General features: G+C 47.2%; 8 protein-coding genes. All 8 read right to left on the reverse strand.

Annotation, left to right across the window (positions count from 1 at the left end; all coding sequences use genetic code 11):
- Positions 1-7: 7 nt before the first annotated feature.
- The 8 genes from ACSQ8P_RS23820 to ACSQ8P_RS23855 are packed head-to-tail and all read right to left on the reverse strand — an operon-like array spanning position 8 to position 17,123.
- Entirely contained in the window at positions 8-3,097 is a 3,090-nt protein-coding gene (locus tag ACSQ8P_RS23820; RefSeq protein ID WP_436237457.1) for a glycosyl hydrolase, read from the reverse strand.
- A gap of 57 nt (positions 3,098-3,154) precedes the next feature.
- Positions 3,155-5,194, reverse strand: coding sequence for a beta-galactosidase (locus ACSQ8P_RS23825; RefSeq protein ID WP_436237458.1), 2,040 nt, complete (start codon positions 5,192-5,194; stop codon positions 3,155-3,157).
- Positions 5,191-8,343 carry a glycoside hydrolase family 2 TIM barrel-domain containing protein gene (locus ACSQ8P_RS23830; protein WP_436237459.1) on the reverse strand — a complete coding sequence of 1,051 codons (3,153 nt, stop codon included), beginning with the start codon at positions 8,341-8,343 and terminating at the stop codon, positions 5,191-5,193. Before ACSQ8P_RS23830 ends, ACSQ8P_RS23825 begins: the two co-directional genes overlap by 4 nt.
- 24 nt (positions 8,344-8,367) lie before the next feature.
- Positions 8,368-10,446, reverse strand: coding sequence for a hypothetical protein (locus ACSQ8P_RS23835; RefSeq protein WP_436237460.1), 2,079 nt, complete (start codon positions 10,444-10,446; stop codon positions 8,368-8,370).
- A complete protein-coding gene (locus tag ACSQ8P_RS23840; protein ID WP_436237461.1) occupies positions 10,401-13,559 on the reverse strand; it encodes a glycosyl hydrolase 2 galactose-binding domain-containing protein in 3,159 nt (1,052 codons plus the stop codon). The genes ACSQ8P_RS23835 and ACSQ8P_RS23840 overlap by 46 nt, the downstream gene beginning before the upstream one ends.
- Positions 13,522-15,171, reverse strand: a complete 1,650-nt coding sequence (locus ACSQ8P_RS23845) for a hypothetical protein (RefSeq protein WP_436237462.1) — start codon at positions 15,169-15,171, stop codon at positions 13,522-13,524. Before ACSQ8P_RS23845 ends, ACSQ8P_RS23840 begins: the two co-directional genes overlap by 38 nt.
- 9 nt (positions 15,172-15,180) lie before the next feature.
- Entirely contained in the window at positions 15,181-16,029 is an 849-nt protein-coding gene (locus tag ACSQ8P_RS23850) for a sugar phosphate isomerase/epimerase family protein (RefSeq protein WP_436237463.1), read from the reverse strand.
- Positions 16,026-17,123, reverse strand: coding sequence for a Gfo/Idh/MocA family protein (locus ACSQ8P_RS23855; protein WP_436237464.1), 1,098 nt, complete (start codon positions 17,121-17,123; stop codon positions 16,026-16,028). The genes ACSQ8P_RS23850 and ACSQ8P_RS23855 overlap by 4 nt, the downstream gene beginning before the upstream one ends.
- Positions 17,124-17,151 lie beyond the last annotated feature (28 nt).

A 17,151-nucleotide genomic window follows, 5' to 3' on the forward strand; every position in this document is an offset into this window, starting at 1 on the left:
CATTCCATCAGATACGGTACAGCTTGATCTGGCTAAACAAACCGTATGAATGCAGCTTGTATTCCGGTGTGTAACCGTCGCCTTCTTTGCGGAAAGAGGCCCAATTGGTCGTCGATGTTTCACCGGACATTTGATGAAATGGGCCGAGCATGTTGCGCGGGCTTCCCATCACTTCAATATCGATTTGGTTGTCTCCCTCGTTGAGAAACGCCGTCAAATCAATTCGGTTGGCAGCCCGCCAAGGCACGTGCCCCGCCGTTTGCCCGTTTGCCCGAACTTCAATCGTTACCGCGGAGTACTCACCAAGCTCCAACATCGTCCGTGTCATCGAATGTTTATCCAAGGTGACATCGAAATGGTAGATTATGCTGCCGCAATAATGAGAATATCCTTGCGTGCACCAGTCACCGAAAATCAACCTTTCAGGTTCTGCCACAACGGTCCTGTCGGCATCAACACCGAAATGACCGATCAGGTACAAATCCTCCACTTCCATACGGTTATGGTACTTACAGGATAAAATCAGCTCATTCTCACCTTGCTTCAGTCGAGGAAGAAGCACCTTATCAAACGTTCGATCGAGAAACCAGCCTGCAGGAAGATTGGAAACCGTTTCACCATTGAGCGAAATAGCGTAATAAGCAGCAGATTCTACAACGAGATATACATCATGACTTGGCACGATCGACACTTGAAAGGTGAATCGGAATGCTGCCGATGTCCCGTTCTGCGGATGAGGATCATCAATCCATTTGTACCTTTGCTCAAGGCCGTTATAATAAATTTGTCTCATATCTAAAGCTTCACGAATTGCCCTTTGAGCTTGCCATACACCGGTTTCTTCCGACCAACCGCCATTCCTTAATCGATATGAGCAGGTGTCCAGCGTCAATACGTTAGGCATCGTTCGTGTAAAACGGCAAATCGGTCCAAGCTCAAGAACCGTCGAGGAAGTCTCATCCGCCCTGCACCGAGACTCTTCCGTTATTAGAACAACTTCCGATTTCGTTGTATTCATGATGAACAGCTTGGAATCTGCCGGACCAAACACAGCCTCGAAATGAGCGTACCCATTACGAATGACGACTTCTACATCCTTAACCTCACCTGTCAGCGGATGCCATTCTTCCACACATCCTTCGCCTTCCATGCGAATGGTTATTCGATGTGTGTCTGCACGGTCGTTATTCACGACAAACAAGGCTCGGCACTCGCCAATGTCCCTTAACATATATAACATTTCAGGCGCTTCTTTCGAATGCCTGTTCGTCAAGCTGACTCGCCGTGGCAGAATGCCCTCTAGCGCCGTAATTGTATCTTCAACGTCATCTACGACGGTCATATTCTTATGATCGTATAGTTGAGAGAGCAGATCTGATTGTCTGCCCTCGATCATCGTCGGAGGTGATCCGACGGCAATCACTTTTCCCCCTGCCTCCAGGAACGCTGACAGAAGACGAAAGGTGCTGCTTAACATCGTCCGTATAACCGGAATGACGACGATACGATAGTTCACTAGATTCACAGCTAGGTTATCATCGTGTATTTCCCCTGTTTCCGCCAAAATCGTCTCATCGCCGAGATCGAAATCATAGTGCGCCCAGAGTAATTTGCCGAGAAAAGCGTTAAATTCATGACCAAATGTATTCGTTGCGGAGACATCTCTATCTTTCCCGCGAGCAGGGAAGCCGTACGGACCTGTCCCAACCATACTCCAAGCGGTGGAAGAAGGATGCAGGACAAGCACATCGCGAATTGGCCTGCCTTCCGTCAAAACTGAAGCCAATCTGGCAAAATAATTCTCCATAACATGATTGTATTTCCACCAGCTCGTATTGTAGTTAAACACGGGGGGATAATCCCTCTTCCTGCACCCTTTGATCGAATAAAGCGCCAAATGCTGCGACCTCATATTGACACCGAGCACATATTGAAAATCTCCCACCCATTTTTGTCCCTCGAAGGTGAACGCCCAACCGGTGCATCCATACGTTTCGGAGAGAACGAATTTTCTGCCGTATTGATTCGCTACGCTTGTGCATTGCTTAACCGTGATGTATTCGTTCGTCTGCTCGTTTAACATATCGATTCCCGGAACCTGCTGATACCTGTAGTTAGGCATAATGGCTCCACAAACGCGGGTGGCAGTACCCATATTATTTTCCCATAGAAAATGGCCGGTGAAGTCGATACCGTTATTCTCGCACCATTCACCTAGCTGCTTGGAGTACGACTCGCTGAACCGTTCGGTAAGCGTCCACCAGTAATCATGACGCGCTTGCGAGGAATACTCACCATTGAAGTACATGTAGGGGATTACATCCAAGAGATCATAACCCCGTCTTTCTCGAAAAAAGTCAGGAAATGTTAGGCTCCACGGGAGCCAACCGCGGCCAGCAGTGAACTTGCAGTGGCTGTCGTGCACGCTAGGTTCATCCGTGAATACGCCGCGAATGGTTTTGCCAAAATGGTCCCCTACCTCTTTCTTGTAGGCTTCATAAGTGATGTCAATAAAAGCCTGCACCGTCTCCGGATTCAAGTTGTCAGGCGGCGCTTCGTTGTTGAACCAAGCACTGCGCTCAGAAATTTCTACGCGAAAGACCAGTAAGACTTCATCCTCATTCAACGCGATATATTCGCCATCATGCAGTCTTTCGCAGCGAACCAAGTTTCTTTCGTCGATGACGGCCTTAAACAGCGCCACACTGTCTGTCAAATCGTGCGAACCAATCTGCCCGCATACCTCCAATGTCAGACCTTTAGCACGGAAAGCGTCCCCGCCTCTGTCCTGCACAAGACCGCCGGCAAATCCGGATGGCCAGCGGTCCTCGTCGTACAACCACACCTGCATGCCGAGATCATCGGCTGTTTCCACGGTCTTCCGGGTGAGTGCCATCCACTCGCGACCCATGTAAACGGTTTCCAATCCATCGCGGGAATGGATGAAAAATCCGCCCATTCCCTGTTCCTTCATCTGATTTACTTGGCGGACCAGCTCATCTTCTTGCAATTCATCATTCCAAGCCCAGAATGGCACCGACCTGTATTCGACCGATGGATGGTCGAATTTTTGGCGTAACTGTTCGCTTACTTCCATCGGCATCCGCCTCCTTCTCTGAAACCACCTCTGTACCATGGTCATCTACTAGTCATTTTACGCCTGCAGGATCAGGATACTCTTGGGCTCTAGCTCAATCTCACCGCTGATCCTTAGATCGCTCAGCAGCTCCTTCTGCACACTGCTGCCTACATTCATTTTTTGATTTTGTTCGGTGTGGTTCATTATAAAAGTAAAGCGATCTCCGTCTTTCTCGCGCTGCGTAACCTCAACTCCCGGCGGTGCGTCGTACAATTGGGAAATTCCTTTCCGTTCGCATAAAGCCTTGATCCATTGCTGCATAAATTCTCGACTTGGGTCTGTAGCTGCATACCATGCCTCGCCCTTACCGAAGTGATGAAAGGTCACGCACGGTGATCCACGGTAGAAATCACGGTCGAATTCTGCTAACGATTCCGCTCCTTCCAGATGAACAATTTCGCATACTAAACCGCATTCATACGATGCTTGAAGCTGTCCAAACTCCTGTTTCATGACCATACCATTTCTTTGGTCCGGAAAAAGAGGATCGATTTCTTCTACCCAGATGCCCAGAAGCTTACGGAGCTCCCCTGGATAACCACCGGGTGTAACCAAATCGATTTCGTTCACAATCCCGCTGTAAAACGAGGTCACAAATGTCCCGCCATTCTCAACAAAATGTTTCAGCTTTTGTGCGTACCCAGGTTTTACCATATAGAGCAAAGGGGCCAGTACCAAATCGTATTGACTTAAATCCGTATCTACATGGATGAAATCGACTTGAATATGATTCTCATAAAACGCATCATAATATTTTTGAATTTGATCTAAGTACTTGATATGAGCGGATGGTCCACCACCAAGTTCAACAGCCCACCAATTCTCCCAATCAAACAGGATGCCAATTCTGCTCTTTACTCGAGAGTCCAGCAGACGATCGCCTATTTGCTGTAATTCCTTTCCGAGCTCCGCACACTCCTTGAAGACTCGCGTATTCTCGTGACCCGCGTGATCAATGACAGCTCCATGGAATTTCTCATACGCGCCAAGAGAGCGCCGTAATTGAAAGAACATAATGGACTCCGCACCACGGGCAACCGCTTGATAACTTCTGAGCCGCATGACATCTGGGCGTTTGACGGGATTCACGGTTTTCCAGTTAATCACACTAGGACTTTGCTCCATTAACATGAAGGGAGCGCCGTCTTTCAGGCCGCGCATGAGATCGTATCGGAATGCCATATAGCTTTCCGGAGTATGGTTCTCGGTATAGATGTCCAGCGCCGCAATGTCTAAGTGGGGCGCCCATTTGAAATAATCCAGCGGCTTGTAAGTCCCGTTTCCTTGGAAATTAGTCGTTACAATCGCATCGGGTATTTCAGCTTTGATGGCATGGTATTCGATCAGATAACAATCTAGCCAGCTATCGGAGTTAAATCGGTAATAATCGAGCGTAATGCCTTGAAAAGCCGTTTGATCGGAATTTCCTCCTGACAAACCTTCACTTAACGCGCTGGGGAGTACAATTTCATCCCAATCATAAAATGTATGGCCCCAGAAGCGGGTATACCATGCTTGATTTAACTGCTCCAAGGTGCCGTAACGTTTTTTCAACCAATCTCGAAACGCTTTCTCGCAATTATTGCAGTAGCAGCGATTACCAATTTCATTGTTTACGTGCCAGAGTAGCAAAGCCGGATGATTTTTGTATCTTTCGGCCAGCTTCCGTGCCATGATTCCGGCAAAATGACGGAAGGTCGGGCTGTTCGGACAAGAATTATGTCGTCTGCCGTAACTTCTTTTTTTTCCATCAGAGGTCACGGTCAGAACATCCGGATATTTCCTCGCCATCCAAGCTGGATGTGCAGCCGTACTTGTTCCCATGCATACTTGAACGCCATTTGCATGCAGCATATCCATCACTTCATCCAACCAATCGAATCGGTAAGTCTCTTCATCCGGCTGATTCAAGGACCAAGAAAAAACATTGAGCGTTGCGATGTCGATACCGGCTAATTGAAACAGCCGCATATCTTCCTCCCATATTTCCTTCGGAAACTGTTCGGGATTATAATCACCGCCGAATACTATTTTAGGGAACTTGCGGCTGATCATAGGCTTACCTCCAGTTTCGAAATCCGCATAGATTGCTCAGTGGCTTCCGCTTGAAAGGGCTCAGGTTGTTGTTTACTCATTTTCATTGGAGACCGATCTCTTGTTGAAAAAGGCTTAAGTCGGACTGAGAACTCCGTCTCCACAGGATGAAGTAGATACGTATCTAGCGGTGGAACTTCCCCACAGCTATGATTGCCAATCGGAGCTTGCCTGCAATCCAAGTTCACAATCGTTTCGTTCAGTCGGACTAAATCAAAAGTATGCTTCGCTTTGCTCAAATTGTCCGTGGAATAATGACTCACACTGACATCCAGCTTCGGCAATCCGCCAATAAATAACCCCGTTCCCAGCGAGTTCGTGACTGCCGCCCAACGTACATCCACTTTATTGCCGTTTTCCTGCGGCTTAATATACGGGACGAACTGTTCCTCTACGCTTCCGCTGTAAACACCAAGACGCCCACTCTCTTTTCGGTCAATGTAACACTCGTGCGGGCCTAGACCAAACCACTTAAATTGATCAAAACCATCAGGCATAGCCATCTGCAGTCCCAATCGCGGAAGTGGAGGAAGTCCTTCCCGCGGTACAATTCGGGTGTGGATGATGACATCTCCAGATCCATAGATCGTATAGGTCATCCAAGTTGTGAAACAGTTACCCAGACCAGCCGCGCCAAGCGTCGACTTCACCGTGATTTGCGCGGCATGGTTTTGGAGCTGAATCGACATATCGGCTACGCGGTGTTGTAATTGATCAAATCCCGCTTTCTTCCACTCTTTCGACTGACGGGAATCGTTATCAATCATTGCCCGCCAAATATGTATGTGGGGTCCGGTAGTTATAAGCGGAATACCGTTATATTCAAAAACGGATAATTCACCGCGGGCCTTATTCCATTCCATGGTAAAATCATTGCCTTTAAGTTGAAGGACTTTCTCTGTTTCTGTAGCATGTAAGCTGGGCATCGCGTCCAACTTAATGGAAGATATGGCTTGCCGTGTGACGGGAATCGGCAGATCGGCCCAAGCAATTTCATGCCCTTGCGGCGACCAATGTGAAGCTTCCCGCAAAGTAAACCGGATATGGAGCCAGTACTCGCCATTTAATTGTTCGAACACTGTTTTCCAGGGGATAAAGACAGTAGCCTCTCCTCGCGCCGGAACATCAAGTTCAGGCAGCTCTCCTTGTTCCACGATTTCGCCATCGTACAAGATGGTCCATGAGCCGGCAAGATGTTCCAGGGACATAAAGTCATAGCGATTTTGAATGTTCACGACTCCTGCAGCCACATCTACTGGCTCTACTTTCACCGGTTCAATCACCTTTTTAAACTCAATGAGTGAAGCCTTTATTTTCCTGTCAGGAAATAATAATCCGTCTATACAGAAATGCCCGCTGTTCGGTTGATCATTGAAATCTCCGCCGTAAGCGTACCACTCTTCCCCTGTATCAAGCTTTTGTCGGATCCCTAGATCTGCCCACTCCCAGATCAGACCACCCATCAAGCGCGGGTATTTGTATATGGCATCCCAATACTCCTTCAAATTACCGACGGAATTGCCCATAGCATGAGCGAATTCGCACATCAGAAAAGGTCGGGGATCTGTTTTTTCGCCTTCTTCGATCAAAGCATCCAAGGAAGGATACATGCAGCTGACAATATCGACAACCGCAGCATCCTTCGCTCGTTCATAATGAATGGGGCGTGTGGGATCAGCTTGACGCACCCATTCGGCCATGGCATCATGATTGGGGCCGTAGCCCGATTCGTTTCCAAGCGACCAAATGATAATGGATGGATGATTTTTATCTCTTTCCACCATCCGTATGGCACGATCGAGAAACGGCTTTTTCCACTGAGGGTCCTCAGCCAAATGGCTCTCGTTATCGATAAAATGGCAGCCGTGTGTTTCCAGATCCGCTTCATCGATCACATAGAGCCCGTAACGATCGCAAAGATCTAGCCAACGTGTATCGTTTGGATAATGGGATGAGCGAACCGCGTTCATATTGTGTTGTTTCATCAAACGTATATCTTCGATCATGGATTCATAGGGAATGGCAAATCCGGATTCAGGATGAAATTCGTTGCGATTAACCCCTTTCAAGATCACCGTCTTACCATTGATGTAAAGCTGTCCTTCCCGGATAACGATGTCTCGAAATCCTACAGCCACACTCCCTGCCTCCAATAGATTCCCCTGCTCATCCTCCAACTTCAAAGAAAGTGTGTATAAATTAGGTTCCTCTGCCGTCCATTTATATGGAGCTGTTACAGCAATTTCTAAATGAAGCACGTTCTCCTCATTCGCTTTCAGCAATAAAGAAGAACATACGGTTTCTTTGTTAACGGATTGTCGGGCTTCGTTTAAAATCGAAATACGTAATGTATGTTTACCGGAATCTAAGTCCGAATAGTTTTTAAGGTTAAGTTGCAGAGCGATCACGGCATCTTTGAGATTTTCACAAAAACGGGTTTGCACCTTTAGATCACGGATATGGACATGAGGGGTTGTTTTGACATAATCATCTCTAAAGATGCCGCTCAACCGCCACTTGTCCTGATCCTCCAAATAACTGCCGTCACTCCATTGGTATACCTGGACGGCAACTATGTTTTCCCCCGGCTGAATCAGTGAGGTGACTCGAAACTCCGAATGCATGTGACTACCCTGTCCATACCCCACGAATTGTCCGTTCACCCAAACATGAAAGGCGGAATCGACTCCTTCGAAGACAAGAAATACTTGCCGGTCATCCCCTGAGTCCGGAATCATAAAACTTCTGCGGTAGCACCCAACGGGATTATCATTCGGCACATAAGGCGGGTCGATCGGAAAAGGATAGTAGCTGCTGGAGTAATGCGGATGGCCATATCCCTGCATTTGCCAATTGCTCGGCACAGGAATCGTATCCCAGTCATTTGCCGAGAAGGACGAATCGTAAAATCGTTCAGGAGCCTGAGAAGGGCTCTCTGCGTAATAAAATTTCCAATTGCCGTTTAATGATTGGTAAAAGGGCGACGCAGCCCGTTCATTGTCGAGCGCTGACTCCATATCGTCATACGGAATGAATCCCGCATGCGGAGGCTCTGTATTCCGCCCAAGAATCTCTAGATTTTCCCAATCTGGAATAGCTCTATCTATCACGTGATTGTCCCCCATTCTTCCTTATCATTGCCCCACATCTTGGAACCGCAAGCCATTGTGCAGGACAAGCGCAGTCACCCAGGATGGGTTCCATTTGTTGCTATGTCCCCTATGATGCCAGTAGGTTTGGAAAAACCCTTCTCCTTGTTCACCAACAATGGTAAAATTCCATTCTCCTGGCTTCGTACATATTCCCTGTCCGATTGCATTGAACACCATTCGTCCTAATTGCTCATATTTCGTTTTCCCGGTTAACTGACCGAAATGCCAAAATTCGAAGGTAGGAAAAAAAACGTCAAGATGATGATTTTGTACACTTACTCCAGGCCAGCCTGTGGCAGTAAATTCCATGTTCCTGAACTGTGATCCCCGATCAAACACCGGGTTCCACATATAAACAAAAGTAAGCAGCCAATCCGCCGATATTTCGGCCCATTCACAGTAACGCTCATGATTGGTTATGACATACAATTCATAAGCGGCCAGAAAGAAGTACATGCCAGCTTCCTTATCCTCGCAGCTCGCATCAAGCGTAGAACGAGCAAATGGTCGTTCAAATGTCATGACGTGCTGCTCGTAATAACGCTGCATCATCTCTTCAGCTGCATTCAAATACTTGATTTTACCTGTAACCCGGTAAGCCTTCACGACAGCAATCAGGCAAGGCAGCCCTGCTGCTGTAACCGTGTCTTCCGCCGAATGGCCATCGGGCAGCCAGGCTGCCGGATAAATACCTGACGGCAGGGCGGCGGTAAGGAAGAAATCACTCGATTCTTCAAGAGCCTCCACCCAGGAATCCGGCACTTCCCTGCCCATTTCCCGGAACAGAAGGATGATTTCCGCCAAATCGGCTATGCTTTCCCCGAGAGCTCGGCTGGAGACGACAGTCTGCTTATTCCAGTTGAAGTCATCCCATTGCCCATCTCCTAGTCGGTATGAACTGTGTCTTATTCCGGGAATCTCAGTCCGGCTTCCGCGCAAATAAAAATGGGTGGCCTGCTCACAACGTGAGATTCGGTCTTCCTCTTTGTGCATGAACCCTATCTTGGCGTCGCACCATGCCAGCTTCAAGCATTGTCCTGTCCACCCGTACATATAGTGCAGCGGACGTTTGGAGACGTTACCGAACTCATTCGAATCCGTAAATTTTACATAACCCGCGGCACCAAGTGTATTTGTCCTCCATCTATCGTCCATAGCATTCTTCTTCAGCTGGATTATCTCTTCGATCGAGTGCGGATTTGCCCCTTTTGGCGCATACAGCTCCAAGCCTTTGCGAACAATTTCGCGGAAACCATGACCAGGATGAGCGACAGATCCCCAATCAAGCGCGTATTCTTTCGTTAATGAAAACCCGGAAATGAAGTCCAAATAACCGCCGTGGTAAGGTGCCGTTTTGTTTTTACCGACATAATTCATGTCTTTCTCACCATTAAACATCAGAACACCGCTCATGGCAGCCAGAAGCGTTCTCTGTTCCTCTTGAATCGCTCCAAGTGAACCGTAGTGCACAACTCCATCCCCTGTTTCCTTGTACGTAGGTACCGAAAATAAAGAGAAAAAGCGAGCTTCTGCAGCTTCATTCCACGCCACATTCACACAAGGGATCGGTAATCGATGTTCCTCGCATATCAAACCTTTATCCTTACCTAATCCAAGTCGTGGAACAACTCGGCTCGGATCTGCTGAAGGATTGTTGTTGTAAATGATATGAGGAATTGTCATCATTTCATTGCTCATCTTTGGCAGTGTGAATTGAAGTCCTATCGCGACATCACGCAGGATCACATGCGTCTGATTTTCCCAAGTCACATTCATTTTCAATAAATGATGCTCATCGAAGGCTAACTCCATCGTGAAAGTTAACGCTTTCAATGTTCCGCGAAACCGAATCAAGTCGGGTCCGGCAGTGATTTGTACACCCACTAACCCTACAAAATCTGAACGCCACGGTCTTCCAGTAGAAAAGCTTAGCATCTCATTCAAATATCCAGAGAAATGAGGGGACTGTTCACCTTTATTTTGCAAAATAAGCTGAATGCCTTTAGGCGTACCCTTTATGGCTGCCCGTTTGTGCTTATCTCGGCTAACAATGGTATACATGTGTCGTCCCCTCCTCTCTCGTTTAATATGGAAATCAAGAATCGATCCAGTGTAGGGTTGAAACCGACTCTACCTGTAAGCGGCAAACAAACAAAGTAAATATGCCCTTTACCAAGCGATTTCACTCCAATTACGGGCAGCTTTTGTTTGCCGTTCGGTTCACCATGAGACTCATAGGCGAAAGCAATTGGATCGAAACCTTCTCCTTGCAAATAACAGTTAGTTAGTCCATCGATCCTGTCGTTCGTCAAATGATAAAAATAAGAGAAATCGTCCACTTTCATCCACTGCAAATGCGGATTCTCGGTTTGAACGGCTAACGTGTACAATCCGCGTAATTTATGTGTTCGAACTTGCGTGTTTTCAATCTCCCAAGGTTCACTGTCCGGACCGCGCAGCAGCAAAACGGCAGTGGCTCCATGTCGGACCTTCTCAAGGATGGATGCCTGGTGACGATGAAATGCTGCTTTGGAAGAAACAATAAGCGAACCCTCTTGCTGTGTATCTCCGACATACGATTTGCCTTCTATGTTTAGCAGGGAGCAAATCAGTTCGGATTCGGCATCTAGATAAGCAATCTGCTGCGAATTCGGATTTTTCGGTTTTGCAAACGCCTCAAAGGTAAATCTTTCCTGATTGATTAATTCCCCGTTTTCATCCAGCAATACGACGTCCAAAAACAAGTTCTTCCGATCTGGTACCGAAGGTACTGAAAAACTTATTGTTCCTGCATACTTGGAAATCGCCATAGGCACAGAGCCTGTCATTTCGTAATTGCCGTAATCCCGCATATCGTCCCGAAGCGTAGCAATGAACCGGCACCGGTCATAATCTTTCGCTGTATCATTCAATAACCAGGCTTCGATTTCCAGCGTTTCCCCTTCATACACCTTCCAACGGTCGCACCTTAGATGGATCCGTACCGGTTCCAAACATTCCTTATAGGTGAAGTAGGCTGGTTTTGGAATACGATCGACACCAACGAGGGCTTTCATCCAGCCTGCAGGCCATGCGTCAATGAGCAGATGAATGGCGGTTGAAACCACCAAATCGGCCCTTCTTCGCCATGCGTCTGTCATCAGCTTCGTTGCCAGACATTGGTGCTTCTGACTCGCATCCACCCATTCTTGCATCGTAGACTGTTCAGCAAACCAATCCCCATGCAGACCATAGGTTTGAGCTCCAGTGATTTTATTTGGCAGCCAATGCTCCTTCTCTGAGGAGGGAAGCCATTCTCTCGGGTAACGGTTCATCATTAATTGGACATGATCTAACCCTTCCGTGCCATATTCTCCACATCCGGCTTTCCATCCCGTCCGAATCGAAGGAAGGAAACCTTTATACATTTTACCGACAGATATCGTATTATTCGTATACCACATGTTATAACAATGAAAATCGGGCAGTCCTTCATGGGTGGGAGGATTGTAATCCCCGTCCGCGTTCTTGACTACACGATCCGGATTTTCAATGAAAATTGCCTGTCTAGCGGCAACGAAAAATGCTTCCAGTTCGTTCCGGTGCAAATGACGGTGGCCTTTACGCCTTTTCTCCGTTCGGGAAGGTTCATTAATCAATGAAACCATGACCGACGATGGGTGACTGCGGATCAGTCTCTCCATTTCCGCTGCTTGTCGGACCCCCTCCACAAATTGATTGCGGCGGATAAATCCAAACGTTGGAAGATCACATTGATGCATCATGCCAAGCATATCGAAATAGTCATATATTTCTTCCTGAACAGGACGCTGTGTAATGCGGTAAAAGTTCAAATGAGCATACTTTGCGATCAAAATATCATTCATAAGCTGTTCGAAATCGTTGTTCATGACACATTGCTGTAAGTGCCCCATTTCATTGGCGCCTCTCAAAATAATCGGTTGGTTATTGAGATACAACGTTCCTTTTGGTGTGTCCGTTTCGTCCATATGAAATTTGCGCATCCCGAAGGTACGGTCTTGGGTATCCAAGCATTCTGTACTGTTCTTTATTTGTACTCGAGCCATATATAAAAATGGTGTTTCCGGTTCCCACATCCAGAATGACGGAAAATCTACCTTGTAGCGGTAGTAATTAAGACCCGGACCTGCGTAAGCAGCTTGAAAAGAGATCGGCCCTAATCCTTCACCGATAAAATTTTTGGGTATGATCTCAAGAATCAATTCGAAGTTTTCATTAAGCTTATTCGTCGTATTAACGACATCAATCCATACTTCCACAAAGCTGTCATCGATGTTCGGCCGAACAAAAATGTCCTGAATAAATAGCATTGACCGCTCTTCCAAATACACAGAGTTATATATACCGGCACCTGACGGACAATGGCTCCATCCGCTGGATGAATCATCCCATCCGGGCCCAGTTGCTGCATACATTTTATCTCCGTCCAGCTTCGTGCCGCCTACCCCCATCATCGGATAGTCGTTTACCACTTCAACCACCAGAGTGTTAAGGTCCTGCAACAAGTCCGTCACGTCGAATTCAAAAGGTGCAAAGAGCCCCTCATGGCTGCCTATACACTTATGATTGAGATATACGGTCGCTTTATAGTCAACCCCTTTGAATACAAGGTAGACTCTCTTCCCTTCAGGAACGGCTGAATAGGAAAACTCACTGCGGTAAAAACCCGTCCATTTACCGTTTTCACCCGTCGGCCCGCGGAAATCAGGAACCATCACATTTTCCCAATCCCCAGTCCCTTCCAGCACATTCGTAAAATTAGTATCCTCCGTTGCTTGATACCGAAATTGAAATTCCTTACATAATTGCCGTTTGCGTTTCATTGTGGAGGATGGAGCCAAATTTCTCATAAAAGGGCTGTACTTCTCACGCAGCAGCTTCAAACCCTCATTGAAATTCGCGATTTGTTCCTCATAGGAGAGAACATCAACGTTCTTCGCTTTTTCCGTACCCGGCGTGAAATATTTTTTCTCATAAGCCACGGGAGGAATCTCCCGCAATCCGTCTTTATTTCCGGGATGTTCGCGGAACGCAATCTCCGCAAACGGATCCTGATGTTTGATTGGCTCCAAACTTATCTCCCCTTCTGCGGAACCCATACCGCTTAGATTCAACTCATACAGCTGCGATTTCAAAATCGAGTGTGTACCCATTCTTGTCCTTAGGATACATTCTTACTTCCGTCGTTCCAAAGCGCTGTATCCAGCAGCGTTCTTCACCCAAAAAGGGTTCAACGATCTCTTGTATGCGTTCATCTAAAAAATTGTTCGTGACGTTCCATGTTCCGAAGCCCATTTTCCCGCTCTTTCTTAGTTCTGCCGGACAATCAGATGGCAAAAGCCATTCGGCGATCACAACGACGCCTCCATTTTCAGCTCTTTTGACTACCGCCAGCAATGTTTCGATGGAGAGAGACGAGCCTCCCACCATAATCAACTTCGGACTTCCCAGCTGCTCTGCGCTCACTTGTTCGTCAAAGACAATCACATTTCGAACAGGATAAAATAACGGATGAACCCTGCTTCCATCGCTGGAAACATACCCTTGTTCTAATGGAAATTGTTCGTATGCTACTTTACTTTTCAATTCGTGTCTCGGAAAGTCGTAGCCTGGGATATGCATGCAGCTGCCGTGAGCAGGTATTGCTCCTCGGCTTAGTAAATGCCAGATGTGAAACACGCTCTGGGAACCGCCCAAATCAGTGAGTGTCCGATTGCCGAACAATCTTTCGTTTTGACCGTAATTGCTGTCATCTGAATGAATGATTACGATATCCGGATTTACTTGTGAATGGTGCCAAGACAATGTATGTACAGGTATGAATTTATGAACGAACTCTTTCCATACATCACCGAATTCGGTTGTTTCAAAACCCAAATGGCTATGTCTCATCAAGACATCGATATTTTCAACGAACATATGGGAGGGTCCCATCAAGTAGCCCAACCTTAATGCTGACGCGAATTCCTGCGGAGAATGGCCAGGGAATCCTTGAAAACGGGTGAACCACTCTCCCGTATCCGGCCCCCACAAATCAGCACATATCCATAGCGCTCTGCCATATTGTTTAGCCGCTCCCAACGCGGTGGACAGCTGCAAGGATTGAAACGATTCCTTCATGATCTTAGGGCAAATGTCCATCCCCGCTCTGGCAAACGTATGAAACATAGTTGGAAATACATGCTCCGCTATCAACGGCATGGATGTGCGGGATGCTCCGCCTTGCTCTAAGACGTTCTGTACATGCTGGACATGTGACTGAACCGACCGCTCAACCTTGGCGCGCGACTCTCCCAAATTCCTGTCATCCGTGCTGCCCCAATGTGGAAACCAGCCGTCATGCCGATATTGTCCGGCGTTTATTTGTAAATGCTCAGGTTCATCATATAGGAGCCCGATACACCGTCCCGAACTTGCAGCCTGCACAATCTCCTTATCGGGCAGGTCGTACCGGTTCGTTCCTTCCGTCCAGGGCCCGTTTATATTTCCGTATTCATTGCCGAGGCAGATGTCTAATCCCGCCTCCGCGATATCCGTCAAGAGTTCTGAATACCCTTTCATTTCTGGAATCACATGATGAACATAAAAGTCCGCATCTAGCTCTTTTAGGGCTTGAAGAAATTGATCAGGCTCAGGCTTTGGATCTTGAGACGGACAGACACTCCCCGTTCCAGTCCTCATTATATGCTCAGAAGCATCTCCTGCCCACGAATCCTGCCATGCAACAACAGGACCCTGTATTCCTAATTTCGGTTTATGCGTCATAGACATTCTTCACGTCCTAACTGCGCTCTCAAAGGATTTGCGGATTATATCCAAACATTCCGCTACTTCTTCTGGCTTTGCATGCTCCAGAATCAACGGGACATCCGGCAATCGAGTGGCAAGCAACGCTGCATACACATGCCAGTCCGCTTGCCCCGTCCCTACCCGAGGAGTCGTAAATACGCCTTCATGGTAAAGCGTGTCTTTGGCATGTGCAATCGGAGAATAGGGAGCAATGCAGTCAAAAATATTCGACATAGCCGCTTCCTGTCGGCTCAAATCTTCTTGCGTCAAATAATTGAAAGGATCCATAATGAGCGCCAACCCTTCGGTCCCGAGCTGTTCCATCAATCGGACACCCTGCTCAGGACTCGCCAGCACATTAAGCGCAAATCCTTCGATGAGTAAGACAGCATCTTTCTTCACTGCCCTATTCCGTAAAAGGTCAATAATTTTCAGCAGCTCATCCCAGGCTTCAGGTGTCCGATTACCTTCAAAATCACGCCAAGCATTCGTAGGGTGAAGACTTCCCGTTTCCGTCGCAATATACCGTGTTCCATAAGCCGAACATAGGTCGATCATCTTCTCAAGCTGTTTTTGCTTAGCTTCCCGTTTCTGAAGGTTTGGATTCAGTAGATTGGTATATCCCGACAACCCTACGATGGAAATTCCTTTTTTCTCAAAGATAGCTCGAATTTTTTCAGCACGTCTCAGTGAAAATGGTTCATCATCCATAACCTGCATAGCCTGCTTGGGATCGATTTGTACATAAGTAAACCCATGTTTGCAAGCGTCTTCGGCGATTGCTTCCGCGCTCCAGCCTAGGTATATATAACTCATAAAACCGAGTTTGTTCATGATCCATCGCTTCCTTTCAACACGTCACTTCTTTCCACTACACAGCCTTCTTGACTGGAAATAACCATGGATGTTGTCATAGCAACCGTTTGTAAGTTATCTTCCGGAGTAACCGGTGGACGCTTACCTTCCTCTATGGCAGTCATGAATGCAAGCATGGAGCCTGCAAAGGCGTCCGGGAACCAGGTTCCTTTCAGCTTAATCTCATGCACAACATTTTTGTGCTTATTTAGCGCCATATAGAGCGTTTCTTGCGTACACCAAAGGCTCCCTTCCGTCCCGTCAATCCACCATGTGTTGCTATGAGAACGGTTTGCTTTGGCAATATTGTTAAAAAGCAGCGAAGCCATGAGTGGGTTTCGTCCCCCTTTTGGACCAAACTCGACATTAGCTGAATAGATCAGCGGGTCAATCGCGTTTTGCTGCTTCAATTGAGCTGTTGTGCAGTGTACCCGAGACCACTCTTCTTCCGGGTTAGGGTTGAAATATCGGCATAAATCCACATAGTGGACACCGTGATCGACAATATTGAAATTTTTCATTTTCGTCCACCACTTACCGGCTTGATCTTGAAACGAACGCATTTCATGGTGAATGCTGTATACTTCACCGATGAGATCCTGCTCAAGAACCATTTTCAGCGCTTTGTGAGCCGGAGCCCAACGAGCCTGCTGGTTCACGCCTAGTACGATACCAAGTCGGTTTACTTCTTGACTAAGCACTTGTGCGTGCTCTAAATTCAGGGCTAATGGCTTTTGGCATAGCACAGGCCGAGGAGCCTTGCCGATCAGTTTCAGCACTTCAAGTCTTGGTTCTGGATGGATCGCTAAATCTATGAGACCAACTTCATCATTTTGCAATAATTCATTAACATCAGTCGTCCAATACGGAATATCAAATTTTTGCGCCGTCATGCGAGCCGCTTCCTCATTGACGTCGCAGACAGCCGCAATATGCAAGCCATATTTACGATAGGCGGGCAAATGCGCTGTATTCGCTATGGTACCGCAGCCGATCAAGCCGATTCCGTATTTCTTCAAGTCCGGAATATGCTGCTTTCTTGGCAAATAATCCTCTGGTCTAATGAATTCCATGGTATCACCTCTTAATTACTACATTACA

It is taken from the genome of Paenibacillus sp. LjRoot153 (genome assembly GCF_964253085.1).
In the GTDB taxonomy this organism is placed as follows: Bacteria; Bacillota; Bacilli; order Paenibacillales; family NBRC-103111; genus Paenibacillus_E.